At 70.2% G+C, this 24,700-nt stretch carries 16 protein-coding genes; 9 read left to right on the forward strand and 7 right to left on the reverse strand.

The features are described 5' to 3' along the window. Positions 1 to 145 precede the first annotated feature (145 nt). On the forward strand, positions 146 to 1,312 hold the full coding sequence (locus tag IPK71_11015) for an efflux RND transporter periplasmic adaptor subunit (protein ID MBK8214267.1): 1,167 nt from the start codon (positions 146 to 148) through the stop codon (positions 1,310 to 1,312). Between the two features lie 43 nt (positions 1,313 to 1,355). Next, positions 1,356 to 4,499 (forward strand): efflux RND transporter permease subunit, encoded by a 3,144-nt coding sequence (locus IPK71_11020; GenBank protein ID MBK8214268.1) that lies wholly within the window; start codon positions 1,356 to 1,358, stop codon positions 4,497 to 4,499. Positions 4,500 to 4,727: 228 nt separating this feature from the next. Here the strand turns inward: IPK71_11020 and IPK71_11025 are convergent, their stop codons facing one another. After that, entirely contained in the window at positions 4,728 to 6,149 is a 1,422-nt protein-coding gene (locus IPK71_11025; protein MBK8214269.1) for a C1 family peptidase, read from the reverse strand. A 308-nt stretch (positions 6,150 to 6,457) separates the two neighbouring features. Between IPK71_11025 and ftsE the strand changes: the two genes are divergently transcribed. The 4 genes from ftsE to rsgA all read left to right on the forward strand — a co-directional run bounded on the left by ftsE (position 6,458) and on the right by rsgA (position 10,454). After that, a complete protein-coding gene (gene ftsE / locus IPK71_11030; protein ID MBK8214270.1) occupies positions 6,458 to 7,162 on the forward strand; it encodes a cell division ATP-binding protein FtsE in 705 nt (234 codons plus the stop codon). Between the two features lie 108 nt (positions 7,163 to 7,270). Then, complete coding sequence (locus IPK71_11035) at positions 7,271 to 8,146, forward strand: ABC transporter permease (protein MBK8214271.1); 876 nt, start codon at positions 7,271 to 7,273, stop codon at positions 8,144 to 8,146. 2 nt (positions 8,147 to 8,148) lie between these two features. After that, the gene (locus tag IPK71_11040) at positions 8,149 to 9,186 is read left to right on the forward strand and encodes a peptidoglycan DD-metalloendopeptidase family protein (GenBank protein MBK8214272.1); all 1,038 of its coding nucleotides are present in this window, start codon (positions 8,149 to 8,151) and stop codon (positions 9,184 to 9,186) included. Positions 9,187 to 9,392: 206 nt separating this feature from the next. After that, positions 9,393 to 10,454 carry a ribosome small subunit-dependent GTPase A gene (gene rsgA / locus IPK71_11045; protein ID MBK8214273.1) on the forward strand — a complete coding sequence of 354 codons (1,062 nt, stop codon included), beginning with the start codon at positions 9,393 to 9,395 and terminating at the stop codon, positions 10,452 to 10,454. Here rsgA and IPK71_11050 read toward each other — a convergent pair. The 3 genes from IPK71_11050 to grxC form a co-directional block, all read right to left on the reverse strand. After that, positions 10,432 to 11,406, reverse strand: a complete 975-nt coding sequence (locus tag IPK71_11050) for an alpha/beta fold hydrolase (GenBank protein MBK8214274.1) — start codon at positions 11,404 to 11,406, stop codon at positions 10,432 to 10,434. The genes rsgA and IPK71_11050 overlap by 23 nt on opposite strands. Further along, on the reverse strand, positions 11,403 to 12,350 hold the full coding sequence (locus tag IPK71_11055) for a hypothetical protein (GenBank protein MBK8214275.1): 948 nt from the start codon (positions 12,348 to 12,350) through the stop codon (positions 11,403 to 11,405). The genes IPK71_11050 and IPK71_11055 overlap by 4 nt, the downstream gene beginning before the upstream one ends. Positions 12,351 to 12,596: 246 nt before the next feature. Then, a complete protein-coding gene (gene grxC, locus IPK71_11060; protein ID MBK8214276.1) occupies positions 12,597 to 12,860 on the reverse strand; it encodes a glutaredoxin 3 in 264 nt (87 codons plus the stop codon). Positions 12,861 to 12,984: 124 nt separating this feature from the next. Here grxC and IPK71_11065 point away from each other — a divergent pair, with 124 nt between their 5' ends. From IPK71_11065 to IPK71_11075, 3 genes are read left to right on the forward strand one after another with little or no spacing between them, the layout of a single operon-like run. Then, the gene (locus IPK71_11065; protein ID MBK8214277.1) at positions 12,985 to 15,588 is read left to right on the forward strand and encodes an AAA family ATPase; all 2,604 of its coding nucleotides are present in this window, start codon (positions 12,985 to 12,987) and stop codon (positions 15,586 to 15,588) included. 1 nt (position 15,589) lies between these two features. After that, a complete protein-coding gene (locus IPK71_11070; GenBank protein ID MBK8214278.1) occupies positions 15,590 to 17,059 on the forward strand; it encodes a UDP-N-acetylmuramate:L-alanyl-gamma-D-glutamyl-meso-diaminopimelate ligase in 1,470 nt (489 codons plus the stop codon). 27 nt (positions 17,060 to 17,086) lie between these two features. After that, a complete protein-coding gene (locus IPK71_11075; protein MBK8214279.1) occupies positions 17,087 to 17,914 on the forward strand; it encodes an inositol monophosphatase in 828 nt (275 codons plus the stop codon). 7 nt (positions 17,915 to 17,921) lie between these two features. Here IPK71_11075 and IPK71_11080 read toward each other — a convergent pair whose 3' ends face one another. The 3 genes from IPK71_11080 to IPK71_11090 form a co-directional block, all read right to left on the reverse strand. Then, complete coding sequence (locus tag IPK71_11080; GenBank protein ID MBK8214280.1) at positions 17,922 to 19,112, reverse strand: hypothetical protein; 1,191 nt, start codon at positions 19,110 to 19,112, stop codon at positions 17,922 to 17,924. A gap of 58 nt (positions 19,113 to 19,170) precedes the next feature. After that, positions 19,171 to 20,586 (reverse strand): VWA domain-containing protein, encoded by a 1,416-nt coding sequence (locus tag IPK71_11085; GenBank protein ID MBK8214281.1) that lies wholly within the window; start codon positions 20,584 to 20,586, stop codon positions 19,171 to 19,173. Positions 20,587 to 20,706: 120 nt separating this feature from the next. Further along, a complete protein-coding gene (locus tag IPK71_11090) occupies positions 20,707 to 24,669 on the reverse strand; it encodes a protein kinase (protein MBK8214282.1) in 3,963 nt (1,320 codons plus the stop codon). Between the last annotated feature and the right edge of the window lie 31 nt (positions 24,670 to 24,700).

Consider the following 24,700-nt stretch of genomic DNA (forward strand, 5'->3'; position numbering starts at 1 on the left):
AAGGATGAGCTGTCGTAAAGCTCTGATTTGAAACGACAATTTGGAGGTTTGGAAAAAAGATTACTTGGGTGTAAGCTTGGCGCGCTCCGGATGGGCTGGTTCGGCATCGAACCGTAGACTCCCCCCTCCAGCCGTGCTCCACCCCATGCCCCGCACCCGCTTCTCGAGCCTCTCCTCGTCCCTCGCCTTGGCCTGGACCATGGCGGCTGCGGTCGTGCTTCCCACGGCTGGCTGCAAGGAGAAGGCGTCGGCCGCGGAGCCCGCTCCTCCCACCGGTCCGAAGACGGTCAAGTTCGATCCCAAGGCGCTCGCTCGCCTCGGCGTGAAGGTCGACGTGGCCGGCGCGAAGACGGCCGAGAACGACATCGAGGTGGCCGGCTCGCTCGAGTACAACCTCGAGCGTTACGCCGAGGTGGGCGTCATCCTCGACGGGCGCGTCTCGTCCATCCACGTGAAGGTGGGCGACGCCGTCAAGCGTGGCCAGCTCCTCGCCACGGTGGTCGTGCCTTCGATCGCGGCCGCGCAGGCCGATTTCGTGTCGGCCGAGGCCGCGGCGCGCATCGCCAAAGAGAACTCGGCGCGCGAAGAGGCCTTGCTCCAACGTGAGCTCACCACCGCCCGCGAGGCCGAGGTCGCCCGCGGCGAGGCCATCAAGACCCAAGCCGAGCTCGCCGCCGCCACGGCGAAGCTCCAGGCTTTCGGCGTCGCGCGGCCCTCCGGCACGGGCACCATCTCGGGCGCGGGGACGCTCACCCTCGCGTCCCCGATCGAGGGTGTCGTCGTGCGACGCGAGGCGGTGCTCGGCAAGTTCCTCCAACCCCAAGAGACGGCCTTCGTGATCGCCGACCCGCACTCGCTGCGAGCGTCGCTCAACGTGTACGAGCAAGACCTCGGCTACTTCAAGATCGGCTCCGAGACGACCATCACGTTCGATGCGCTCCCCGGCAAGGTCGTGAAGGGCACGGTGCTCGTGGTCGAGCCGCAGGTCGGCAAGTCGAGCCGCACCGCGCGTGCCCTCATCGAGGTGCCGAACCACGACGGCGCGCTCCGGCCCGGTCTCTTCGTGCGCGCTTCCATCCCGCTCCCGCAAGAGGCGGGCGAGCACCTGCTCGTTCCTGCTTCTGCCGTGCAGCCCCTCGCCGATGACGACGTCGTCTTCGTGGAGCGCTCCGAGGGCGTGTTCGAGGTGAGGCGCGTCGAGGTGGCGCGGCGGACGCCGCAGGTCGTGACCCTCCGCGCGGGGGTGTCGAAGGGCGAGCGTATCGTGGTCGCGGGCGGCTTCGTGCTGCGCGGCGAGGTCACGAAACAATGAATCTTCCCGGGTACTTCCGGGGTAGCACCGAGGGTCTTCGGGCATGAAAGCACTCGTGCTCTGGGCGGCGCGAAACCCGCTCTTCTCGATCTTGATCGGGCTCATGTTCGTTGGCTTCGGAGTGGCCGCAGCGCGCTCGCTCCCGATCGACGCCGTGCCCGACGTGACCAACGTGCAGGTGCAGGTGGTCACGCGAGCGTCGTCGCTCTCGGCGACCGAGGTCGAGGCGCAGATCACGCAGCCCATCGAGCGCGCCATGGCAGGCACTCCCGGCCTCGTCTCGTCGCGTAGCATCTCGAAGCTCGGCATCTCGATCGTGACCCTCGTCTTCACCGACGACGTCGACGTGTATTTCGCACGCGCCCAGGTGAGCGAGCGCCTCACGGGCGTCCGCGACGACATTCCGCCGGAGCTCGGGCGGCCCGAGCTCGGCCCGGTCACCACGGCCCTCGGCGAGATCTACATGTTCGAGCTCCGGTCCGACTCGGGCCGCTCGAGCGAAGAGCTGCGCACCATGGTCGAGTGGCAGATCGCGCCGCGCCTGCGCCAGGTGCCGGGCGTGGTCGAGGTCGTCGGGTTCGGCGGCGCGCTCAAGCAGTACCGCGTCACGGTCGATCCGCCGCGGCTCGCCGCGCACGGCCTCTCGGTCGACGACGTACGCGACGCGCTCCTCCGCGACAACCGCATCGCCGGGGGTGGCTTCGTCGAGCGCCACGGGGAGCAGGTCGTGCTCCGAGGAGACGGTCGTTTCCGCGGCCTCGAGGACATCGCCGAGACCATCGTCCATATCGACGACAAGGGCATCCCGGTGCGCATCGGCCAGCTCGGCGAGGTCGACACGGGCCCCGCGCTCCGCCAGGGAGCCATGACGCGCGACGGCCGGGGCGAGGTCGTCGGGGCCAGCGTGTACATGCTGAAGGGAAAAAATAGCCGTGAGGTGGTCTCGGCCACCAAGGAGGCGATCGACCAGATTCGCCCGAGGCTGCCCGCCGGCGTGCGCATCGAGACGTATTACGATCGCTCCGAGTTCATCAACGACGTCATCCACACGATCGGCAAGAACCTCACCGAGGGCGCCATCATCGTCATCGTGTGCCTCTTGCTCACGCTCGGCAGCATCCGCGCCGGCTTCCTCGTGGCGGGCGCGATCCCGTTCGCCATGCTCGTGGGCTTCATCGGCCTCTCGCTCGTCGGCTACAGCGGCAACGTCATGTCCCTCGGCGCGATCGACTTCGGCATCGTCGTCGAGGGTGCGGTCGTCGCCGTGGAGCACGCCATGGCCCACGGCGCGAGCGAGCCCGAGCGCGCCATTCGTCGCCGGCGCATCACCCAGGCCGTGGCCGAGGTCGCGAAGCCGGCCGTGTTCGGCGTGGTCATCACGGTGCTCACGTTCTTGCCCTTGCTCAGCCTCGAGGACGTCGAGGGCAAGATGTTCCGCCCCGTCGTCGTCTCGCTGTGCTTCATGCTGCTCGGGGCGCTCATCTACGCGCTCGTCATCATCCCGGCCATCGCGCCTCGCTTCCTCAAGATCAAGTCGGCCGAGGATCCGTGGCTCATTCGCCAGGCGCGCCGCGCCTACGTGCCCGCGGTCGACTTCGCCATGGCGCGCCCGAAGACGGTGATCGCCGGCTCGTTCGCGCTCACGGCGCTCATGCTCGGCTCGGGCGCCACCATGGGCGCCGAGTTCCTCCCGCGCATCTTCGAAGGCGCCTTCGCGATCGACGCGACGCGCCCGCCGTCGACCTCGCTCGAGCAGGCCGTGGCCCTCGCCAAAGAGACGGAGCTCGCCTTGAAGGAGTCTCCCGAGGTCGTCACCGTCGTGAACCGCATCGGTCGGCCCGAGGGCGCCGTCGACATGGCCGGCCCCGAGTCGAGCGACGTGTTCGTCATCTTGAAGCCGCGCAAAGAGTGGCGAAAGGGCCTCATGCCCGACGCGCTCGCCCAAGAGCTCTCCGATCGCGTCGACGCGCGTGTGCCCGCTACGCTCTCGGCGTTCTCGCAGCCCATCGAGATGCGCGTGAACGATCTCATCGCCGGCGTGAAGAGCGACGTCGCCATCAAGGTCTTCGGTGACGACCTCGCGACCATGGTCGAGACGGCCGACGCCATCCGCCGCACGATCTCGACCGTGCCCGGCGCGGCCGACGTGAAGATGGAAGCCATCAACGGCCTGCCCTCGCTGCGCGTCGAGGTCGACCGCATGCGCGCGGGCCGGCTGGGTGTACCCACGTCCTCGGTGCTCGACGTGCTCGCCATGGCCCGCGCCGGATTGCCCGTCGGGCGTGTCCGCGAGGGGGAGCGTGTGTTCGACCTCGTGTTGCGGGTCGGCGGCGAAAAGACCGAGGACGAAGGTGACCTTCGCCACCTCCCCATCACCACATCGTCGCACACCATCGTACCGCTCGAGAGCGTCGCCAAGGTCTCGGAAGAAAAGACGATCGTGCAGGTCGGGCGTGAGCAGATGCGCCGGCGCGTGGTGGTCCAAGCGAACGTGCGCGGGCGCGACGTGGTCGGCTTCGTGAAAGAGGCCCAAGAGAAGTGCGCCGCCCTGAAGACCCAGAAGTCGGTCGAGGTCGTGTGGGGTGGCCAGTTCCAGAACTTCAACCGCGCGAAGACGCGGCTCTCGCTCGTCGTCCCGATCTCGCTCGCGATCATCGCGCTCATGCTCGTCGTCATGTTCGGGAGCGCGCGGTACACGGCCGTGACGGTGCTGAATCTGCCGTTCGCCATCGCCGGCGGGGTGTTCGCGCTCGTCATCCGCGGGCTCCCGTTCAGCATCCCCGCGGGCGTCGGGTTCATCGCGCTCGCCGGCGTGTCGGTCATGACGGGCATCGTCATGACGACCAACCTGCTCCAAATCAAAGACGTGCACGACGTGACCGAGCGCGTCCGCAAGGCGGCCCTCTTGTCGCTGCGCGCGCCTTTGTCCACGGCCCTCGTCGCGGCCATCGGCTTCATCCCGGCCGCCATCTCGTCCGGCACGGGCTCCGAGGTCCAGAAGCCGCTCGCCACCGTCGTCATCGGTGGCCTCATCATCGCCATGCTCGTCTCGATGGTGGCCCTCCCGGCTATGCTCCTCCTCGTCGCCCGACAGCAGCAGGCCTCGGGCGCCGATCGCCGCGAGAACGACGACGACGAGCACGATGGCGAGCGCCACGCCGACGACCACGGCCACCACGGTCACTGAGACGGGCGGCTGCCACGAGCGCGTGGGCTAGACGATTCGTCGTCGGCCACGGAGCTCGAGCGGCTGCCACGAGCGTAGGAAGGAGTTCGACGACAGCCTCCTGCGCCGAGGGTCGAAGGTTCGCGCAGAGCTCCTGATCTCCTCGCGGAGACGAGCGCGAGCGCCAAAAAGACGGAGGGCCCGCCCTCTCGGACGAGCCCTCACGGAGCGTCACGGTTCGTGGGGTCGTCAGCCGCCGGTGCGGGTCCGCGCGCCGGCCGCCGTGGAGCAGCCGTTGTTCGGGCGGGTGTCGTCGGGGCAGATGACCGCGCACTTCATCGTGCCGAGGTCGACGAGCTCGTCCCAGTCGCAGTCGTCGTCGGTGATGGCGGTGGGCGCGGCCTGACCGCCGAGCTTCACGCGGAAGGCGTAGTGCATCATGGTCTTGACCATGCTCTCGTTCACCCACGCGTAGCCGCCGTCGCCCCAGGTGGTGCCCCACGAGTTGTGGATCAGGTACTCGCGCTTGCCCTGGGCGTTCTCGCGGTAGCCGCTCATGGTCACCGCGTGGCCACCCGAGATCTCGGACTGGGTCCAGTCTTGGATGACGAAGTTCTTCATCTTGCTGTTCGACCACTTGGAGCCGTCGATCTTCATCGCGATCCAGAGGTCGGCGCCCGAGGCGAGCGCGGCCTGGAGCTCTTCCACGTCCGGCGGGAGCGTCTTGAGCTGCTCGATCGCCTCGATCTTGAAGAGGCCGTTCTGCGTCGCCTTGTTCAGGTTCGCGACGTAGGTCGAGTCTTGGCGGGCGGTGCCCTCCTTCACGCCGTACGTCGAGCCGCAGTCCTCGTACTGCGGAGACGCCATTTTGCAGGCCTCTTTTCCGCTGTAGGGCCAGTTGGTCCACGACGTGATCGACTGCCCGAGGTTCGAGTCGCCGGCGGCCGACATCTTCGGGATCGCGTAGAACGACCAGATGTGCGACGGGGAGCTCGACTCTTGCTGCTGGCCGGAGCGCTTGATGCCGTTGTCGAGGGTGGACGAGAGCGCGAACGCCGTGCACGAGCCGACGTAGCCCTGGTTCTTGATGGGGCCCTCGAGGTTCTCGGTGCGGTGGTCGACGAGCTTGGGGAAGCTCCCGCCGACCGTGCCCGAAGCCGCGGCCTCGTTGCCAGACGGGCGAGCGGCGCGCTCACCGCCAGGGGCGGGCTGCGCGGGCACCTCGTTCATCTTGAGGCGCGGGGCGATGGCGCCGCCCGCTCCGAGCTTGGCCTGGAAGGGCTTGGTCGCGAGCTTGCCCTGCTTGGCGAGGCGCAGCTTGGCGGCGCCGAAGTGCTTCTTGGCGCGGAGGAGCGGGCTCGTGTCGAGGTGGCAGTCGATCCGCACCCACACGCCGGGCGAGATCTCGGTGGGGCCACAGGCCTTGGGCTGTCGGCTGCGGATGTCTTGCAGCTTCTGCATGTTCATCGGGTCGGCCACCCCGGAGAACGGCACGATCGGCGCGGAGTGCACCGCGCGCCCGCCGAAGGGGTTCCCCGAAGCGGGAGCGGGAGCCGCGGGAGCCGGCGTGCTGGGCTGCCCGCCCTTCATTTTCGTCACCATCTGGGCCTGAGCCCCGCCGGCGATGAGGAGGGAAAGCGTTGCCGCCATACCGAAGACCACGTTTCTCATGCGACCTCTCTGTTTGGCCCTTCAGGCTAACCTGGTTTCGGGGGTGCCGGGGGGGCAAGGACGGACGACACAGCAAAAGACTGCCCTTTTCGGGCCTTATTCACCGCCGGGCGAGCCCATCTCCCAACGTGTTGAAATCGTGGGGTAAAATCTTTTGGTACGGGCGGCGTTCGGCCGAAAACTTGGTCCCCCCGGGCGGACCCTGGTACCGCCGAAGCATGGCCCGAATGGACGAAGATCGGTCGTTCAAACCCATGCTCCGAGCCGGGACACGCTTCGCGCGTGACGCGGCTCAGCGCCCGGTCTTGATGTTCGAGGACGTGTTCAAGTCGTACCGGCCGGGCGCGCCCGTGCTCCGCGGCATGAACCTCATCATCGAGCGCGGGGAGTTCGTGTTCATCACCGGGCCGAGCGGCTCGGGCAAGAGCACGCTCCTGCGCCTGCTCTACCGCGCCGAGCGCGTCGACGACGGGCGCATCCTGTTCATGGGGCGCGACGTGGCTCGCCTCCGCGAGGACTCGGTGCCGTTCCTCCGCCGCAACATCGGCGTCGTGTTCCAAGACTTCAAGCTCGTCTCGTCGTGGACGGTCTTCGAGAACGTGGCCATCACGCTCGAGGTCATCGGCGTCGCGCCTCGCCTCATCAAGACCCGCGTCGGCGAGGCCCTCGAGCGCGTCGGCCTCACGGGCCGCGGCGGCGACCTCGCCGGGGTCCTCTCGGGCGGCGAGCAGCAGCGCGTGGCCGTGGCGCGCGCCATCGTCGGGGAGCCCGCGCTCATCTTGGCCGACGAGCCCACCGGCAACCTCGACCCCCAGCTCGCGATCGACATCTTGGGCCTCTTCGAGGAGGTCCACGAGCAGGGCACCACGGTGCTCTTCGCCACGCACGACCGCACGCTCCTCGATCAGCGCCCGCGCCGCATCATCGTGCTCGACGAGGGCAAGGCGATCGACGTGCCCTCGGGCGTCGCTACGCCCGACGAGCCCATGTACGACAACGAGCTCCCGCTCTGATCTTCGCCTCTCGCCCTTCGTGACCGCCACGCATTGACCCGACGCCGGCCGAACCGCACCTCGCGGACCCTCGGCCGAGGAGAGCCTCCGTCCATGATCGACGCTTCCATCAGCACGACGCGCCGCGCCCGCCGCGGGATGCTCCGCGAGTGGCGCCTTCACGCCCTGAGCGTGTTCTCGCTCGCCGTCGCCTTCGTGTGCCTCGGCGCGGCTCTCTTGGTGGTCACGAACCTCCGCGCGATCGAGGAGCGCTGGGCCCACGCCGGGCGAGCCTCGGTCTACTTGAAGGACGGCGCCACCCAAGAGGACATCGACGACCTCAAGAAGGCGCTCGAGAAGGTCCCCGGGATCATCGCCGTGAAGTACGTCTCGTCGGGCCAGGCCCGCGGCGACTTCGGCAAGGTCGAGGCCGCGCAGAAGGGCGAGCTCGCGGCCCTCCCGGTCGAGGCGTTCCCCTCGTCGCTCGAGGTCGAGGTCCGCCCCGACATGGGCGACGCCGAGCTCGAGGCCACGGTGAACAAGCTCCGTCAGATCCCCGCGGTCGAGGACGTCGAGACGTACCAGGTGTGGACGGCGCGGCTCTCCAAGCTCGTTCGTGGTGGCGTCACCGCCGCCGTGCTGCTCGCCGTGGTCGTGTTCACGTCGGTGCTCGCGGTCGTCGGCTCGACGATCCGCCTCGCCCTCCAGCGCCGCAAGACCGAGGTCGAGGTGCTGAAGCTCGTCGGCGCGACCGACCGCTTCGTGAAGGGGCCCTTCTTGCTCGAGGGGAGCGCACAAGGTGCGATGGGCGCGCTCGGGGCGATCGTGCTGCTCGCGGTGCTCTTCTTCGTCGTCCGCGGCCGGCTCGACGGAGAGCTCGCGCTGCTCGTCGGCGTGGAGCCCTCGTTCCTCCCCTGGCACGTCGCGCTCGGCATGGTGCTCACCGGGGGCCTGCTCGGCATGACCGCCGCGTCGCTCGGCCTCCGCAAGCTCGTCACGGTGTGAGCATGAAATCGAAGGCCCTCTTCGCGACCCTCCTCGCGCTCCCGCTCACGTTCGGCGCGATCGTGCACGCCGCCCCCGGCGAGAAGCTCGGCAAACCCGAGGCGCCGGCCGACGCCGTGACCATGCCGCCTCACCCGGCCATGGTCGCGCAAGGCACCGAGACCGGAGGGCAGGCCCTCGCCCTCGCCGCGCTCGATCGCAAGATCGCCGACCTCGACGCGGAGGAGGCCTCCTCGAAGAAGGAGCTCTCGGAGCTCGGCCCGAAGCTCGCGGAGACCCACGCCAGAGCCCTCGCGCGTGGGCGTGCATTCTACAAGCTCTCGCGGGCAGGCATGCTCCCCGTGGGTGGCGGCTTCGAGGCGCTCGTGTCGCACGCGATGCGCGTCGAGCGGGCCCGCCGCGTGCTCACGAACGACCTCGAAGAGGAGAAGCGCCTGCGCTCTCGTGGCGGGGATCTCGCCCGTGGGCTCGAGCGCGTCGCGCGGGACCGAGTGTCGCTCGCGAGCCAGCGAAACGCGATGGACGCCGCCCGCCTCGCCATGGCCGACGAGAAGCGCCGCCAGATGGCGTTCGACTCGGCCTTCACGCAGAGCTCCTCGGGGGGCGGATACGTGGCCGTCTACGGCGGAAACGGCGCCTCGGCCGAGCCCGTCGCGGGTGGGTTTGCGTCGGCGCGGGGGCGGTTGCTCTTCCCCGTGGCGGGGCGCGCCGAGACACGCCAAGCCCACCGCGAGGGCACCGATGGTCCGGGCCTCGAGGTCCGCGCCGCGCTCGGCACCGCGGTGCGCGCGGTCTTCGCGGGCCGTGTGGCGTTCGCCGATCGCTACGGCGCGTACGGCAAGCTCGTCATCTTGGACCACGGCGAGCACTACTACTCGGTGAGCGGGAACCTCGGCGCCGTCGACGTGAAGGTCGGCGACGAGGTCGGCGCGGGCGAGCGCATCGGCACCGTGGGCGACGAAGGCCACGGCGCGATGCTGTACTTCGAGGTTCGCCGCGGCACCGAGACGATCCCGGCCGCTCCTTGGCTCGGCCTCTGACAGGGCCAAGCGCCGCTCGCGGCCTTCTCCTCGTGCCTCGTGTCGCTGCGCTTTGCGCGGCGGGATGACGCGCGCTACCTTTCTTCTCGTGACGACCGTTGCCTGAGCCACCGAGGGGCCTCGTGCCCTTCGGAGAGACCCTGGGTCAGCCCTGCGCACCACGTGCGTAAGGGCCCGGTTTCGTTTGGTTTTCTTGCGAGGTAGTCATGGTTCTCGAGTCGCTCGGGTTTCGCCCCGAGGTAGGTCGCGCGCTGTCGGCGCTCGGTGACCCACGTCTGCGGTGTGCGCGTGTGATGCGCGCCGAGCGCGGAGTCGTGTGGGCGCTCCGTGAGGCGCAAGGAGAGGAGGGGCCCGAGCTCTCCGAAGCGCGGCTCGTCTTGCCTCGTCGGCTCCACGCGGGCGATGGGGCGCCGGTCGCAGGAGACTGGGTGGCGTATCGCGAGGACACGGGCGCCGTCGTGCGCGTGCTCCCGCGCCTCTCCGCGTTCGTGAGGAGGAAGGTCGGTCGCGCCGAGGCGGTCCAGGTGCTCGCGGCGAACGTCGACGAGGTCGTCGTGGTGATGGCGCTCGACACCGACTTCAGCGTACGGAGGCTCTCGCGGTACCTCGCGCTCGCGCGTGGGAGCGGGATCGTAGTGCGCGTGCTCTTGACCAAGGCGGCCGCGTGCTCGGACGTGGCGGCGCGCGTGGACGAGGTCGTCGTGGCGGCGGGAGGGGCCCCCGTGGCGGCCGTCGACGTGATCGCCGGCCTCGGGCTCGAGGTGGTGGACGCGCTCGCGACGCCGGGGAAGACCCTCGTCTTCGTGGGCTCGTCCGGGGTCGGCAAATCGACGCTCGTGAACCACCTCGTCGGGCCGGGGGCGGCCGCCGTGCGCCCCGTGCGCGCGAGCGACGGGACGGGGAAGCACACGACCACGCGCCGTGAGATGCACCTCCTCGCCGGAGGTGGGCTCGTGCTCGACACCCCGGGGCTGCGTGAGGTCGCGCTCGTCGGGGACGCCTCGGGGCTCGACGAAGTGTTCGCGGACGTGGCCTCGCACGCGCGCGCATGCCGGTTCCGCGACTGCACGCACTCGGGGGAGCCGGGGTGCGCGGTGGCTGCAGCGATCGACATGGGCGAGCTCGACGGTCGGCGTGTCGACGAGTCCCGTGCGCTGCGCGACGAGCTGTCGCGGACCGAGCGGCGACGAGCCGAGAAGGCCCGTGGAAAGCGCATGGCGGGCGCGCTCCGCGAGGTGCTACGGGTCAAGGGGAGGTGGGACCCGTGAGCCGTGGCTCGAGCAGGTGGGTGGACGCGAGGCGGGCGATCGCGCGCGCGCACGCGTCCACCATCTTCGGTCCACCGTGGCCCTCGTCCTCCACGACCTGGAGCTCGCAGCGCGGCCCCCAACGCCGCGCGACCTCGAAGGGGACGCCGACGGGCGAGCTCACGTCGAGCCTCCCGTGGACGAGCACCGTGGGCAGGTGAGAGACCCTCGCGAGGTCTCCCATGGGGAACGCCTCGCCGAGCTCTGCGAAGACGTGGCACACGAGCGTCGCGAACGTCGCGCGAAAGCGTGGGTCGGCGAAGCGCGGGTCGCCCCCCTTCCCACCCAGGCTCACGTGGGCCTCCTCCCAGGCGACCCAGGAGCGCGCGGCGCGCTCGCGGACGTTCGGGTCAGGCGAGGCGAGGAGCGCACGGTACGCCTCGACGAGCCGTGTCCCGGGGGGCCTCGGGGCCGCCTCGGAGAGCTCGGCCCATGCCTCGGGGAAGAGCTTGCCCACGCCTTCGGTCATCCAATCGACGTCGGAGGCGCGGGTCGTCGAGAGAGCCATTCCGACGACGCCGAGCACGCGGTGGGGGTGCGACGTCGCGTAGGCCAGCGCGAGCGAGGCACCGAACGAGACGCCATGAAGCAGCCACGCGTCCACGCCGAGGTGGACGCGGAGCGCCTCGATGTCACGCACGAACGTCCGGAAGTCGCAGGTCGCGAGGAGCTCCGCGCTCTCGTCCGCGCGGGGCAGGGAGCGCCCTGCACCCCGTTGATCGAACGCCACGATGCGGAACGTCTCCGGGCAAAAGCGACGCCGATGCCCGGAGAGGAGGCCTGCGCCGGGGCCGCCATGGAGGTAGAGCGCCGGAATCCCCCGCGGGTTGCCCGACGTCTCCCAGAAGAGCTCGGCACCCGGGACGCCGAGCATCCCCGTCGCGTGGGGCTCGATCGGCGGGAAGAGGCTCATTCGAGCGTCGAGCGGGTGACCTGGGGGTCGCCCTTCGCGAGCACGAAGATGCCCGGGAAGCCCTTCGTCTCGAAGCCGTCGCTCGGGTTCCTCTTGAGCGTCGAGTCGGTGATTTTCAGGGTGCCCGAGCGATCGTTCGAAACGAAGAAGATCGCGCCGCCGCCCTCGTTCGCGTGGTTGTCCTCGATGACCGTGCCGCAGAGGTCGAGCGTGAAGGTGTTGCCGTCGTTGTAGATCGCGCCGCCGCTGCCGCCACCCGGGGTGCCCGCCTTCGCCGGGTTGGCGCCGCGGCCCGTGGCCGTGTTGTGCGTGAAGCGCGAGTCGATGACCGTGTAAGATACACCGATGCTCGAGAGGGCCCCGCCGTTGGCGCCCGTGTTCCCGAGCCCGGCCTCGCCGCCGAACGTGGAGCCCACGACGTAGAGCGGCAGGTCCTTCGATTGGTCGAACGCGCGCACGGCCCCGCCGCCCACGTCTTGGCCTTCGGCGTCGCAGGCGTTGCGGAAGAAGCGGCTCTTCACGATCTTGAGGCGCCCGCCGCGATCGAAGATGGCGCCGCCTCCGCCGAGCGCCTCGCCCTTCGCGTTCCCGTCGACGAACGTGAGGTTTTGCACCGTGAGCTTGGGCGTCTCCTGGTCTTGGCAGTGGGGCGTCGTGAACTTCTGCTTCTCGTCGCAGGTGTTTTGGTAAAGGATTCGCACCTTTCCGCCGCCGGAGAGCGTGATCTTGCCACCCCCGTCGACAACGACGATCGGGCTCGTGTTCACGACCTTGGCCGTCTCCTCGAGGACGATGGTCTTGGGGGCGGCGCCGCACGCGAACGTGATGACGCCGCCTTTGGCGACCGCGTCGACGAACGCGCGGCTCGTGCAGCTCTCGGGCGTTCCATCGCCCACGACGGTGGTGGGGCTCGAGACGTCCTCGGCCTTCGCGTCGTCCGGGATGGGGCAGCCGGAGGCGGGCGTGCCCGCGGGGGGACCTTCACCCGGGAGGGGCGCGGGTGACGTCGGAGTGGTGGGCGTGCTGCCCGCGGGGAGGCCGTCGGGCGATGGCGCTGGTTCGGTCGAGCTGCACGCCGCCCCGAAGTGCACCATGGACGCACACACGACGAGCGCGGGGAACGCGGGGAGCCAGGGACGCTTCATACGAGGGAGCGTACCTCATGCGCGCGCGCCGCGCCGGCGACGGTCCTACGGGGTGCGGGCCATCATCTCGGCGAGCTTGCCGCTACGGTCGAGGTCGTGGAGGTCGTCCGAGCCGCCGATGGGGGTGCCGTCGATGAAGATTTGCGGCACGGTGCGGCGCTTCGTCGTGGAGACGAGCCAGGCGCGTTTGTCGGCGTCGTTCGAGACGTCGACCTCGTCGTAGGCGATGCCGCGACGCTCGAGGAGGGACTTCGCGCGGGTGCAGTAGGGGCAGTAGTCGGTCACGTAGACGACGACACGTTGGCTCATGGCCGGCGCAACCTAAACACGCCGGGACGGCGCGTGAAGGGGAATCGCAAGGAATTCTCGGGCTTCGGGGCGGCCGCCGATCGGGGCTCGTGCACGAAATCTTGGTGGTAGCATCCGGGGACCCATGGGAGCCGAACAGACCATCCACCTCGAGAAGTACGCCGCTGACGCCAAGGCCCTCGTGGCCGGGGCCCAAGCCCTCGCCGACGAGCGCAAACACGGTCAGGTGGAGCCGCTGCACCTGCTCTCGCGCGCCATCGAACGCGACCGAGGAGTGCAAGAGGTCTTCAAGAAGGCTGGGGTGTCGGCGACCGACATCGCGGTCGAGACCGAGACGCAGCTCGGCCGCCTCCCGAAGACCCAAGGCGGGCTTGCGTACCTGTCGACCGCCACGCTCCAGCTCCTCGGCCGCGCCGAGAAAGAGGCCGACAAGAGCGCCGTGGGCGTCGATCACCTGCTGAACGCGCTCTCGCAGGAGATTCGCGGGCCCGCGGCCGTGGTGCTCCAGGCGTTCGGTCTCGGGCCGGGCTCGCTCCGGCCCCACATGGAGGCCTTGAAGAGCGTGCCTCGTGAGATCCCGGTGGCCTCGAACGGCGGAGGCGGGGCGAGCTCCGACGGCGGCGCCCCGAAGTTCACGAACGACCTCACGGCCCGCGCGCGCGAGGGCCTCATCGACCCCGTGATCGGCCGCGACCTCGAGGTGCGTCGGCTCCTCCAGATCCTCGAGCGCCGGCAGAAGAACCACCCGCTCCTCGTGGGCGAGGCGGGCGTCGGCAAGACGGCCATCATCGGCGCGTTGGCGATGCGCATCGCCCAAGGGGACGTGCCCCACAACCTCTCCGGGTTCGTGCTGCACGAGCTCGAGGTCGGCTCGCTCATGGCGGGGGCGAAGCTCCGCGGCGAGGTCGAAGAGCGCTTGAAGCAGGTGCTCACCCTCGTCAAACAGAAGGACACCGTGCTCGTGATCGACGGGATCGAGTCCCTCCTCGGTCAGGGCGCGGCGGGCAGCAGCGTGGGCGACTTGCTCAAGCCGCTCCTCGCGCGCGGCGAGGTGCGCCTCCTCGCGACCACGACGCCCGAAGGGGTGCGCAAGCTCCAAGAGAAGGACCCGAACCTGCTCCGGCGCTTCACCGTGCTCGGCATCGATCCGCCCACGCCCGAGAAGGCGATCGAGATCCTGCGCGGCATCGCGACGCGGTTCGAGACCTACCACAACGTACAAATCGGCGATCCGGCCGTGGTCGCGGCGGTGAGGCTCGCCAAGCGCTACGTCCAAGACCGCGAGCTCCCCGACAACGCCATCGACCTCCTCGACGAGGCCGCGGCCCGCAAGCGCGTCGAGCTCGACGGCGTGCCCGCGCACATGGACGACGCCATCCGCAGGCTCGCGTCCCTCAAGGCCCAGCTCGCCGGCCTCATGGACGACGAGGACACCATGAGCAAAAAGTCGAAGGAGCGCATCGACAAGGAGATCAAGGAGCTCGAGCCCACGGTCTCGGAGATGCGCGTGAAGCTCGACTCGAAGCGCGGCGCCGCGGCCGCCGCCCAGGCGCTCCGTGAAGAATACACGAAGCTCCAGGCCCAGCTCGAAGAGGCCCGAAAGACCCACAACTTCGCCAAGCTCGGCGAGCTCGAGCACGTGCAAATCCCCGACGTGAAGCGCCGCCTCGACGCCGCCGAGGCCGCCGTGGCGCGCGACACCTCCGGCTCGTCGACCTCGCGCGTGGTCGGCGAAGAGGACGTGGCCGTCGTGCTCGGCGACTGGACCGGCATCCCCATCGCGCGCATGCTCGAGGCCGAGAGCGAGAAGCTCCTCAAGATGGAGGACCGCCTCACGAAGCGCGTCGTCGGCCAAGAAGAGGCCGTGCGCGCCGTCTCCAAGGCCGTCCGTCGCGGGCGCGTGGGCCTGCGTGATCCGGGCAAGCCCATCGGAAGCTTCCTCTTCCTCGGGCCGAGCGGCGTGGGCAAGACCGAGCTCGCGAAAGCGCTCGCCGAGTTCCTCTTCGACGACGAGCAGTCCATGACCCGCCTCGACATGAGCGAGTTCATGGAGAAGCACATGGCCCAGCGCCTCGTGGGCGCGCCCCCCGGCTACGTGGACAGCGAGGAGGGCGGCTTCCTCACCGAGGCCGTGCGCCGCAAGCCCTACAGCGTGCTCCTCTTCGACGAGGTCGAGAAGGCCCACGCCGACGTCTTCAACCTGCTCCTCCAGGTGCTCGACGACGGGCGCCTCACCGACGGCCGTGGACGCACGGCAGATTTCTCGAACACGGTCGTCATCATGACGAGCAACATCGGCTCGCAGCGCATCCTCGAGACCGACCCGAAGCTCTTCGAGTCGGCCGAGGGGCGCGAGGCCCTGCGCGACGTGCTCCGCGAGGAGCTCAAGAACTTCCTCCGGCCCGAGTTCTTGAACCGCATCGACGACGTCATCATCTTCCGCCCGCTCTCGAAGGACGACCTCACCGGCATCGTCGACATCCAGCTCGTGCGCCTCGAGAAGCTGCTCGTGGATCGCGAGCTCAAGCTCGAGCTGCTCCCCGCCGCGAGGACGCGCCTCGTCGACCTCGGCTACGAGCCGGCGTTCGGCGCGCGCCCGCTGAAGCGCGCCATCTTGAAGAACGTGCAGGACCCGCTCGCCGAAGAGATCCTCGCGGGTGGGTATCCACCCGGGGCCGTCGTGCGCGTCGACGTGAAAGACGACATCTTCACCTTCTCGAAGGGCTGAGATGCGCGTCCATTTCGTAGGTGTATGTGGGACGGGCATGGGCGCGCTCGCGACGTTGTTTCGCGAGGCGGGCCACGAGGTGAGCGGGGCCGACATGGCGTTCGATCCGCCCATCGGCCCCGCCCTCGAGGCCGCGGGCGTCCTGTGCATGCGCGGCTACGAGGCGAGCCACGTGTGCGACGCGAAGCCCGATCTCGTCGTCGTGGGGAACGCCATTCGACGAGGGAACGCCGAGGCGGACGAGGCCGAGCGCCTCGGCATCGAGCGCACGAGCATGAGCCTCGCGCTGCGGACGCACTTCCTCACCGGGCGCCGGCCGTTCGTGGTGTGCGGCACCCATGGCAAGACCACGACCTCGTCGATGGCCGCGTGGCTGCTCGAGAAGGCCGGCACCGAGCCCGGCTACTTCATCGGGGGCATCCCCAAGAACTTCGGCAAGGGCGCCAAGATCGGGCAAGCGAAGCGCAAGCTCGGCGGGAGCGCGTCGGCGTTCGCGGGCAAATCGCCCTTCGTCGTCGAGGGGGACGAGTACGACGCCGTCTACTGGCACAAGGAGCCCAAGTTCCTCGACTACGTCGGCGCCTCGACGGACGACGTGGTCGTGCTCACGAGCATCGAGCACGATCACATCGACATCTACCCGGACGAGGCGCGCTACGTGGCCGAGTTCGATCGGCTCGTGGCGAAGATCCCGGAGGGGGGCCTCCTCGTGATCGACGCGCACGACCCGCGTGTGCGCGAGGTGGCCGCGAAGGCGAAATGCCGCGTCGTGACCACGGCGCTCGACGGCGACGACACCGGGGGAGAGCCGCCCGTATGGCTCGCCGCGCCCGTCCCGATCGACGACGCGGGCGTGCAGGCGTTCGACGTGTTCGTCGGGGGCTCGTCGGCGGGCCGCTTCGCGATGAAGAGCCCCGGGCACCACAACGTGCGCAACGCGCTCATGGTGATCGCGGCGTGCGCCGAAGGGTTCGGCGTGGGCTTCGCCGAGCTCCGCGCCGGCCTCGGCTCGTTCGAGGGCGTGAAGCGTCGGCAGGATCTCGTGGCCGAGGTCTCCGGGGTGCGGGTCTACGACGACTTCGCGCACCACCCCACAGCGGTCCTCGAGACCTTGCGGGCGCTCCGGGCCAAGCACCCCGCGGGCAAGCTCTTCGCCGTGTTCGAGCCGCGCTCGGCCACGGCGTGCCGCTCGCTCCATCAGGCCGACTACCCGGGCGCGTTCGCGGTCGCCGACGAGGTCATCTTCGCCCCGCTCGGGCGCACCAACGTGCCCGAGGCCGAGCGCCTCGACGTGGGCAAGCTCGTGTCCGACATCGGCCTCCGCGCCTCGAACGCCGAGAGCGTCGACGCCATCGTCACCGCGCTCGCGGGCCGCGCGACCCACGGCGACACGATCGCCCTCCTCTCGAACGGCGCCTTCGGGGGCATCCACCAGAAGCTCGCCGACGCGCTCCGTGCTCGCGGCGCATGACCGTGCATGATGCATGAAAAGGAACGCATGACCCTCTCGAACTCACGCCTCGTGGAGCTGCTCGGCGTCGCCACCGAGGCCGCGAACGAGGCGGCCGCGCACCTCCTCTCGGGCTTTCGCGCGCCGCTCGAGGTCGAGCACAAGGGCCGCCGCACCGACCTGGTCACGCGCTTCGATCGCGAGAGCGAGGCCATGCTGCTCCGCCGCCTCGAGAAGACCGGGCTCCACGTCGTGGGCGAAGAGTCGGGCGGATCGTCGGTGCGTGGCGAGCCTACGTTCTTCGTGGACCCGCTCGACGGGACCACGAACTTCGTCCACGGTCACCCGTTCTTCGCCGTGTCGATCGGGCTCGTCGCGCCGGGGCCGGACGGCGTCGAGGTCCCTGTCGTGGGGGTCGTGGCGGCGCCGGCGCTGGGCGTCGTGTTCGCGGGGGCGTGCTCGGCCGAGGGGGAGATCGTGGCGCCGTCGACGCGCGCGGGCGTCCCTTGCAAGGTGAGCCTCACCGAGGTGATCGACGACGGCCTCTTCGCGACGGGCTTCCCGTACGATCGCGCCACCAACCCGGACAACAACTTCGCCCAGTTCGTCGCCGTGAAGCGCCGCGCGCGGGGCGTGCGGAGGTGCGGTTCGGCGGCCCTCGACCTCTCGCTCGTGGCCGACGGTACGTACGACGGTTACTGGGAAAAACGCCTGAACCCGTGGGATCTCGCGGGCGGCGCGGCGCTCGTGCGCGCTTCGGGTGGGCGTGTCACGGCGCTCCCACGAGGCGTGCTCGACGTCCGCGAGGGCCACGTGCTCGCTACGAACGGGCGCGTCCACGACGCCCTCGCCACGTTGCTCGACGTCCGCGCCTGAGGCGGGCTCACTCGAGCGGGTCGAGCTCCTCGAGCTTGCCTCGGAGGACCGTGCCGTCGGGCTTCTTCTCGAGAACGATTCGGAAGGTCGACTCTTTCTCGTCGGCGTCGAGATCGCCGTGCGCCTCGAGCGTGGCCTTGGCGCCATCGTCCGAGATCTCGAAGCGGTAGCGGAACGCCGTGCGCTCGTTCTTCCACGAAACGCCGACGAGCTGCCAGCTCCGGTCGTCGGCGCTGTCGCTCACCACGGGCACCTTGGCGCCGCGCGGCGTGACGCCGGGCGTCCACCGGGTCGAAGGCGGGAATTTCCCGTTCTCTTTCGCGTACTTCTCGAGGGCGTCGGCCATGCCGGCGAGCTTCTGCCGCACCTCGGGGAGGCTCGCCTGCCCGAGCTCGCTCACGCCCTTCGACGAGATGCCCCGCGCGACCTCGGTCGCCGTCGCGGCCTGATCTCCCGGGCTCCCGAGGAATCGCACCGAGAGCGTGATGCTCGTGCCCTTCATGACGTGCGCCTCTTCGAACGCCCCGCGCGCCCGCGCCTTCGCCACGTCGCCCCCGAAGAGCCCATCGAGCGCCAGGGCGAGCTCCCTCGCGCGCACCTCGGTCGGCGCCGTGAGGGTGGCGGCGAGGGTCGTGCTCGACGTGTCGGAGTCGAGGCGCGCGTCGATCGTCGCGCCGGCCCCGGGGAGCTGGCCCTTGGCGCGGGCGATCTGAGGGCCCTCGAGCCGGAGCTCGGCCTGCGCCGCGGCGGCCTTCGGATCGAGCTCGAGGCCCGGCGGCGACACGACGAGGTCTCCGCGCCGATCGGCGCTGGCCGAGAGGGCGTAGGCGCACGCGCTCTTTTTGCTCTCGGAGATGCCCTTCGCGAAGTGAGCGCCGACGTGCACGTTCGCGCCCCGGAACGACACGACGACGTCGTCGAACGCGTCGAGGGTGGACGTCTCCCCGCAGCTCGGCACGTACTTGAGGCCCGCGAGCTTCGCGATCTCGGCGTAGAGCGCGCCGCTCGCCGCCGGGCCGAACGACGAGCGCCGGAGCGCGGCGGTGTCGACGTGGAGCACGAAGGTGGCGTCGGCGTGGACGGCCGCGAGGGCTTCGGACGGCCGAGGTCCGAGCGCCGACGGAGGGGCCTGCGGCTCCCCGCACGCGGCGAGCGAGGCGAGGGCGACGATCGAGAGCGCACATCGAAGACGAGCCATGAAGTGACTATGCCAGCATTTCGCCGCGACGCGCGGCGATCCCGTCGTTTGGTAGGGGCTAGTTCGTGGCGACCAAGATGGCCTTCAAGAGGTCGGCTTGCTCGGCCACGGAGGGATCGTGGAGGTCGCGGGCGAGCAACGTCATCGATTGGGCGTGGAGCTCCGCGAGCTTGCGGAGGCCGCCCGGGATCGCCATGACCTTGTCGCCGGTGAACGCGGCGTCGAGGCGCTTCAAGGTGGCCATGGCCGAGGCGTAGGCGATGACGTCCCCGTGGCGCGACTTCGCGATGCGCTCGATGTCGTCGTCGTACACACATGGGACGTTGACGGCGAACGAGCGCCTCGACGTGCCCTCGGTCAGGGTGGCCGTGACCGTGAAATAGAAGCGCTCGCCGGGCACCCACTGGGGAACCGTGACCCGCAACAGCTCGGTGCGTGCTTCGCCCGCGCGCACGTCGCCGAGCGCGAGCTCCCCCGCGTCGAGCCGCCATCGCACCTCGCCGCCCGTGGCCTCGAGCACATGCGAGGGCGCCGGGGTCCCCTCGAAGGTGAGGCGCACGTCGCGGAAGGAGGTCTCGCCCGACACGGGGACGGCCTCGCGCACGGCCTCGATGCGTGAGTCGAGGTCGGCCGCGGCAGAAGCGACACCCCCGCTCAGCGCCGTGAGCGCCGAGATGCGCCCGTAGTCCGTGACGCGCGTCGTGCCTACGGCGGAGAGGCGCGTCTTTCCGAGGCCGTCGAGCGCTTTCGCCACCGCCTTGTCGTACGGATCGGACGCGCCACTCGTGAGCACGAGCACGCGGGAGACGGCCGGGGTCTTGGGCACCGACGCGACCGCGCGTTCGAGCGTCGTCCCGAGGTCGACCGGCGCCGAGACCGGCTTCTTCAGGGTCTTCTCGAGCGCGGCGAGCACCATCGAGCGGTTGCTCGCGGGCAAAAAAGGCAAGAGCGACCGCGCGCCTGCCGTGTCCCACACGGCCACGCGGTCGCGCCCCGCGAGCTGCTCGAGGGCGGCCTGCGCGAGGGCGAGGGTGTCACCGCCGCGCCCGTCCACCACGAGGAGGACGTTCTCGCCCCATCGCGCCGCGCCTTCACGAGCCGGCGCGAGCACGTCGACGCGCACGAGCACCTCGCCGCCCCACGCGGGCACGCGCGTGTCGCTCGCGCGGAGCACGATGCCGAGGCCCGGGGTGCCGAGCACCGTGGGCTTGCTCGTCTCGACGAAGCGCCCGTCCCTCGGGAGGATGAAGCCGATCGGCGCGCGCCAGGGCTCGTTCGGATCGCGGGCGATGACGGGCTTCGGTTTGTCGGCCTTGTCTTGGTACTCGACGCCGTTGGCCGTGAGCACCGACGCGCCGCCTCCGCCGTTCTCGGGGAAGATCACCGTGCCGTCGCGCGCGAGCCTCGGCCCGTCGCACGCGGCCAAGCCGAGCACGAGCGCCGCGGCCGCCACACGAGGGAGGAGCGCACTCATCTCGTCCGAGCATAGCGCGGGCGCCGCCCTCCCGCGAGGCTCGGGGCTTGCCCTGCCGGCGACCTCGAGACGCCACGTAAGTACCCGAGAGGGCTCGTGATTCGGGAGCCTGCGCCGAGCTCAGGTGCGGGGGATCAGGGCGAGGGCCTCGTCGCAGTCGCCCTCGACGAGGCGATTGCCGACGCCGCGGGCGAGGCTCCGGAGCTTCTCGTACTCGGCTCGCGCCGCCACGCGCTCGTCTTTGCGGAGGTGGACCTTGGCGAGGAGCCAGCGCCCGGTGAGCACGTCCCAGGTGAAGTCGTGGGCTTCGGCGTACGCGATGCCGAGGTGGAGCTGCACGAGCCCCTTCTCGTCGCCGTTCACCGCGTCGAGGAAGGCGAGGAACATGCGGTTGTGGCTCGCGAGGCGCTCGAACGAGGCCTCGTCGCAGTACGAGAGCGACTGCTTGAAGGCGCCGTACGCGCGAGGGTAGTCCTCGAGCCGCACGAGCGTGTCGCCTAGGTTGTGGAGGTTGAGCGCGACCTCGTACACGAGGCCGAGCTCTCGGGCCGCGTCGACGGCGCGCTCGCACGCGGCGGCCGAGCCGCGAAAATCGCGGGAGAAGTAGTCGACCAGGGCGAGGCACTTGGTGCGCTCGCAGGCGGCGGCGGCGTCACCCGGGAGGAGCTGCTCGGCGCGCCCCAAATAGCGCAGCGCCTCGGGCCTGCGGCCGAGCGCGGCGTTCGCTTGCGACAAGAAGATGAAGATGCGGTGGTCCTCGGCCTTGTCGTCGTCGTGGCGAGGCACGCCCTCGAGCCGCTCGAGGAGCGAGGCCGAGCGCTTGAAATCACCCTGACGCGCGGCGAGCTCGGCCGACGTGGTGAGCACACGGCGGAGGAGGGCGTCCTCGCTCTGGGCCACGATCTCGGCCTGCGAGAGCTGCGCGCGCGCGGCGTCGAAGGCGTGGAGGGCCGCGAGCATGCGCCCCGCGGCGATGCGGGCCGTGACCCGATCGTGGAGGGTGCCGGCGGCGTCGACGCGCGCGATGACCTTCTCGCAGAGCTCGAACGGCTCGGGCGCGGCACGCACGAGGCGCACGGCGTCGGCGAGGTCGGAGAGCCACTCGGTGAGCTCGCCCGGGGGCCGCTCTTCGGCGTTCGCGAGCTCGATGGCGCGGGAGAGGTCGCGGGCGGCGGCGTCGAGCTGGCGCGCGAGGAGGCGCTTTTTGCCCGACATCGCGAAGTACGTGGCCACCTTCTCGCGCTCCCCGGCCTCGTAGAGGTGGGTCGCGATCCGGACGGCGTGCTCGGCGATATCGTTCGCGAAGACGACCTCGAGCGCGCTCCCGGCGGCGGCGTGGAGGGAGATAGCGGCCTTCGGCGTGAGCGCATCGACCACGACCTCGCGCACGACGGGCGAAGAGAAGCGCAGGGACGCGGGGCCGGCGTCGACGAGGAACCCGCCCGATTTCAGGTTCGCGAGGGCCTTGGCGAGCTCCGGGATCGCGCGCCCCGTCATGGTGGCGAGCACGGTGAGCTCGATCGTGTCGCCGACGATCGCGGCCGCCTGGAGGACTCCACGATCCTGATCCGAGAGGCGAGACACGCGGCTCGCGACGAGGCCTCGCAGCGTCTTCGGGAGGGCGAGCTCTTGGCCGACGAGCTTCATGGCCACGACGCCCCGCTCGGCGACGGTGACGGCGCGCGCGTCGACGAGGCCCTTCAGCACCTCTTCGACGAAGAGCGGGTGACCGCCGGCGCGCTCACGAACGAACGCGAGGAGGGGCGGAGGCACTCGCCCGATGCCCAGCCGCAGCATGACGAGGTGCTCGACGTCCTCGGGGGAGAGATCCTTGAGCTCGATCGACGAGTGCCCGGGGAGGGCCTCGAGGGGGTGCGAGAAGCCCGCGCGGCCCGCCAAGACGAAGACGACACGCGCCGCCGGGAGCCGCTTGTGCACCTCTTCGAGCACCTCGAAGCTCGCCGAGTCCATCGCGTGCGCCGCGTCCCACGCGAAGACGTGCGGGCGATCGTCGGCGAGGCTGCCCACCATGCGCGCGAACCCGGCGTGGAGGGCGCTTCGCGCGTTCGCGATCTGCGGCGTCTTCGAGGTGGCGCCGAGCACCGAGAGGACGGCGAAGATCTCGTCCTCTTGCATGCCGAGGGCGCGGAGGCGAGGCTTCACCTCGGCGATTTGGGCCTGGGACGCGCCCTCGCGTACGCCGCAGAGCACCTGCAACATGCACCGAATGCCCGACAGCGGGAACTCGGCGCCGCGCGGCGGGCAGGTGGCGAGGTACGTGGCGAAGTCGTAGCCGCCCTTCTTGAGGCGCCGCTCCATCTCGACGAGCAGGCGCGTCTTCCCGATGCCGCTCTCTCCTCGCACCGTGATGAGGCGGGGCTTCTTGCGGGTGGAGAGGGCCAAGATTTCGCCGATGGCCTTGAGCTCCTCTTTTCGGCCCACGAACCGCGCGATGGCGTCCGAGATGCCGAGGACGTCCTTCACGACGAGGGTGGACGAGCGCGCGCCGAGCACGTTCGTGACCGTGACGGTGTCGATCTCGAAGGCGTCGCGCACGAGCCTGTAGGCGGCGGGGCTCAACGCGAGCATCCCGTCCCCCGAGCGCGAGAGATCCCGCGCGACGGTCACGAGCGAGTCGAGGCGCTCGTCGCGGGTGGGCTCTCCCTCACGAGAGACGTGGATGCGCGCGGTGTGCACACCGGCGCTCGGCCGCGCGGACCCGATGGCGCGCAAGACCACGAGGCCGCAGCGCACGGCCGTCTCGGTGTCGTGGGCGTCGGGGTCGCCGGCGCCGAAGAGGGCCACGAGCTGCTCGGGCTCGCGGAGCACCAGCGCGCCGCCGTAGCGCTCGATGGTGAGCGCGGCCTCGTTCGTGGCTGCGTCGGGCTCGCCCTCGGTGGAGCGGCCGCGATCGCCCAGGGTGACGACGAGGCAGGTGACCTCGCGCCGCTCCCCGAGCTCGGCCGCGCGGTCGACGTCGAAGAAGCCCGAGTCGGCCTCTCCGCGCACGGCCGGAGGCGGCGCCGAGCCTTGCTCGAGGTGGGTGACGTGCGCGGGGAGCTCGGTGTCGAGCGTGGGCTCGAGGACCGACTCTTGGGCCTTGCGTGGGCCGCGGAAGGCCACGAGGAAATCGGCCAGGTCGTGCGGCCCGAAGCGCTTCCCTTGGGAGTAGAGGAACGCGAGCAGGGCCTCGTACATGCGGCCCGCGTCTTGGTAGCGATCGTCGCGCGAGCGGCTCATGGCCTGGCGCACGATCGCCGCGAGCTCGGGCGGGATGTCCGGCCGGAGGAGCTCGATGGGCGGGTACTCGCACATCTGGACGCGGCGGAGCGTCTCGAACGTCGTGGGGCCGCTGAAGGGGTTCACCCCGGTGATGCACTCGTAGAGGAGGCTGCCGAGCGAGAAGAGATCGCTCCGCGCGTCGACCTCTTCTCCTGCCGCCTGCTCGGGGCTCATGTACGCGAATTTGCCTTGGAGCTTCCGCGCGCGGGTGTCCTCGATGCCGGAGGGCTCGAGCGCGCCACGGGCCTTGGCGATGCCGAAGTCGGTGACCTTGACCTCGCCCTCGTAGGAGAGGAGCACGTTCTGGGGCGACACGTCGCGGTGCACGACGCCCAAGGGGACGTTGTCCTCGTCGCGGCGGCGGTGCGCGTGGTCGAGCCCCTTCGCCACCTCGCCCGCGATGTACACGCACGTCTCGAGCGGGAGGGGGAGGGCGAGCCTGCGCGTGCGCGTGAGGAGCGTGGCCACGTCGAACCCGTGCACGAGCTCCATCGCCATGAAGTACGAGCCCGCGTCGCCGGGGCCGGTCTGCGCGATGCCGAGGTCGAACACCTGGACGATGTTCGCGTGCGAGAGGCGCACGGCGAGCTTCGCCTCGTGGATGAACATGTCGACGAAGAGCGGGCTCTCGGCGAGCTCGGGCAAGATGCGCTTGATGACGACGATCTTCTCGAAGCCCTCGACGCCGAAGCTCTTCGCCTTGAAGACCTCGGCCATGCCGCCCTTGCCGAGCCGCTCGAGCAGGCGGTAGCGCCCGAACGGAGCTCCCTCGGGGGTTTCGTTGTGGGGGCGCGCGCTCATGGAAGAGGCTCGAAAGGTACCACTCTCCCGC

Source organism: Myxococcales bacterium (assembly GCA_016712525.1).
In the GTDB taxonomy this organism is placed as follows: domain Bacteria; phylum Myxococcota_A; class Polyangia; order Polyangiales; family Polyangiaceae; genus JAAFHV01.

Coding starts and splice junctions, on each gene's coding strand:
- IPK71_11015 (MBK8214267.1), top strand. CDS start 146: ATGCCCCGCACCCGCTTCTCGAGCCTCTCCTCGTCCCTCGCCTTGGCC.
- IPK71_11020 (MBK8214268.1), top strand. CDS start 1,356: ATGAAAGCACTCGTGCTCTGGGCGGCGCGAAACCCGCTCTTCTCGATC.
- IPK71_11025 (MBK8214269.1), bottom strand. CDS start 6,149: ATGAGAAACGTGGTCTTCGGTATGGCGGCAACGCTTTCCCTCCTCATC.
- ftsE (MBK8214270.1), top strand. CDS start 6,458: ATGTTCGAGGACGTGTTCAAGTCGTACCGGCCGGGCGCGCCCGTGCTC.
- IPK71_11040 (MBK8214272.1), top strand. CDS start 8,149: ATGAAATCGAAGGCCCTCTTCGCGACCCTCCTCGCGCTCCCGCTCACG.
- rsgA (MBK8214273.1), top strand. CDS start 9,393: ATGGTTCTCGAGTCGCTCGGGTTTCGCCCCGAGGTAGGTCGCGCGCTG.
- IPK71_11050 (MBK8214274.1), bottom strand. CDS start 11,406: ATGAGCCTCTTCCCGCCGATCGAGCCCCACGCGACGGGGATGCTCGGC.
- grxC (MBK8214276.1), bottom strand. CDS start 12,860: ATGAGCCAACGTGTCGTCGTCTACGTGACCGACTACTGCCCCTACTGC.
- IPK71_11065 (MBK8214277.1), top strand. CDS start 12,985: ATGGGAGCCGAACAGACCATCCACCTCGAGAAGTACGCCGCTGACGCC.
- IPK71_11070 (MBK8214278.1), top strand. CDS start 15,590: ATGCGCGTCCATTTCGTAGGTGTATGTGGGACGGGCATGGGCGCGCTC.
- IPK71_11075 (MBK8214279.1), top strand. CDS start 17,087: ATGACCCTCTCGAACTCACGCCTCGTGGAGCTGCTCGGCGTCGCCACC.
- IPK71_11080 (MBK8214280.1), bottom strand. CDS start 19,112: ATGGCTCGTCTTCGATGTGCGCTCTCGATCGTCGCCCTCGCCTCGCTC.
- IPK71_11085 (MBK8214281.1), bottom strand. CDS start 20,586: ATGAGTGCGCTCCTCCCTCGTGTGGCGGCCGCGGCGCTCGTGCTCGGC.
- IPK71_11090 (MBK8214282.1), bottom strand. CDS start 24,669: ATGAGCGCGCGCCCCCACAACGAAACCCCCGAGGGAGCTCCGTTCGGG.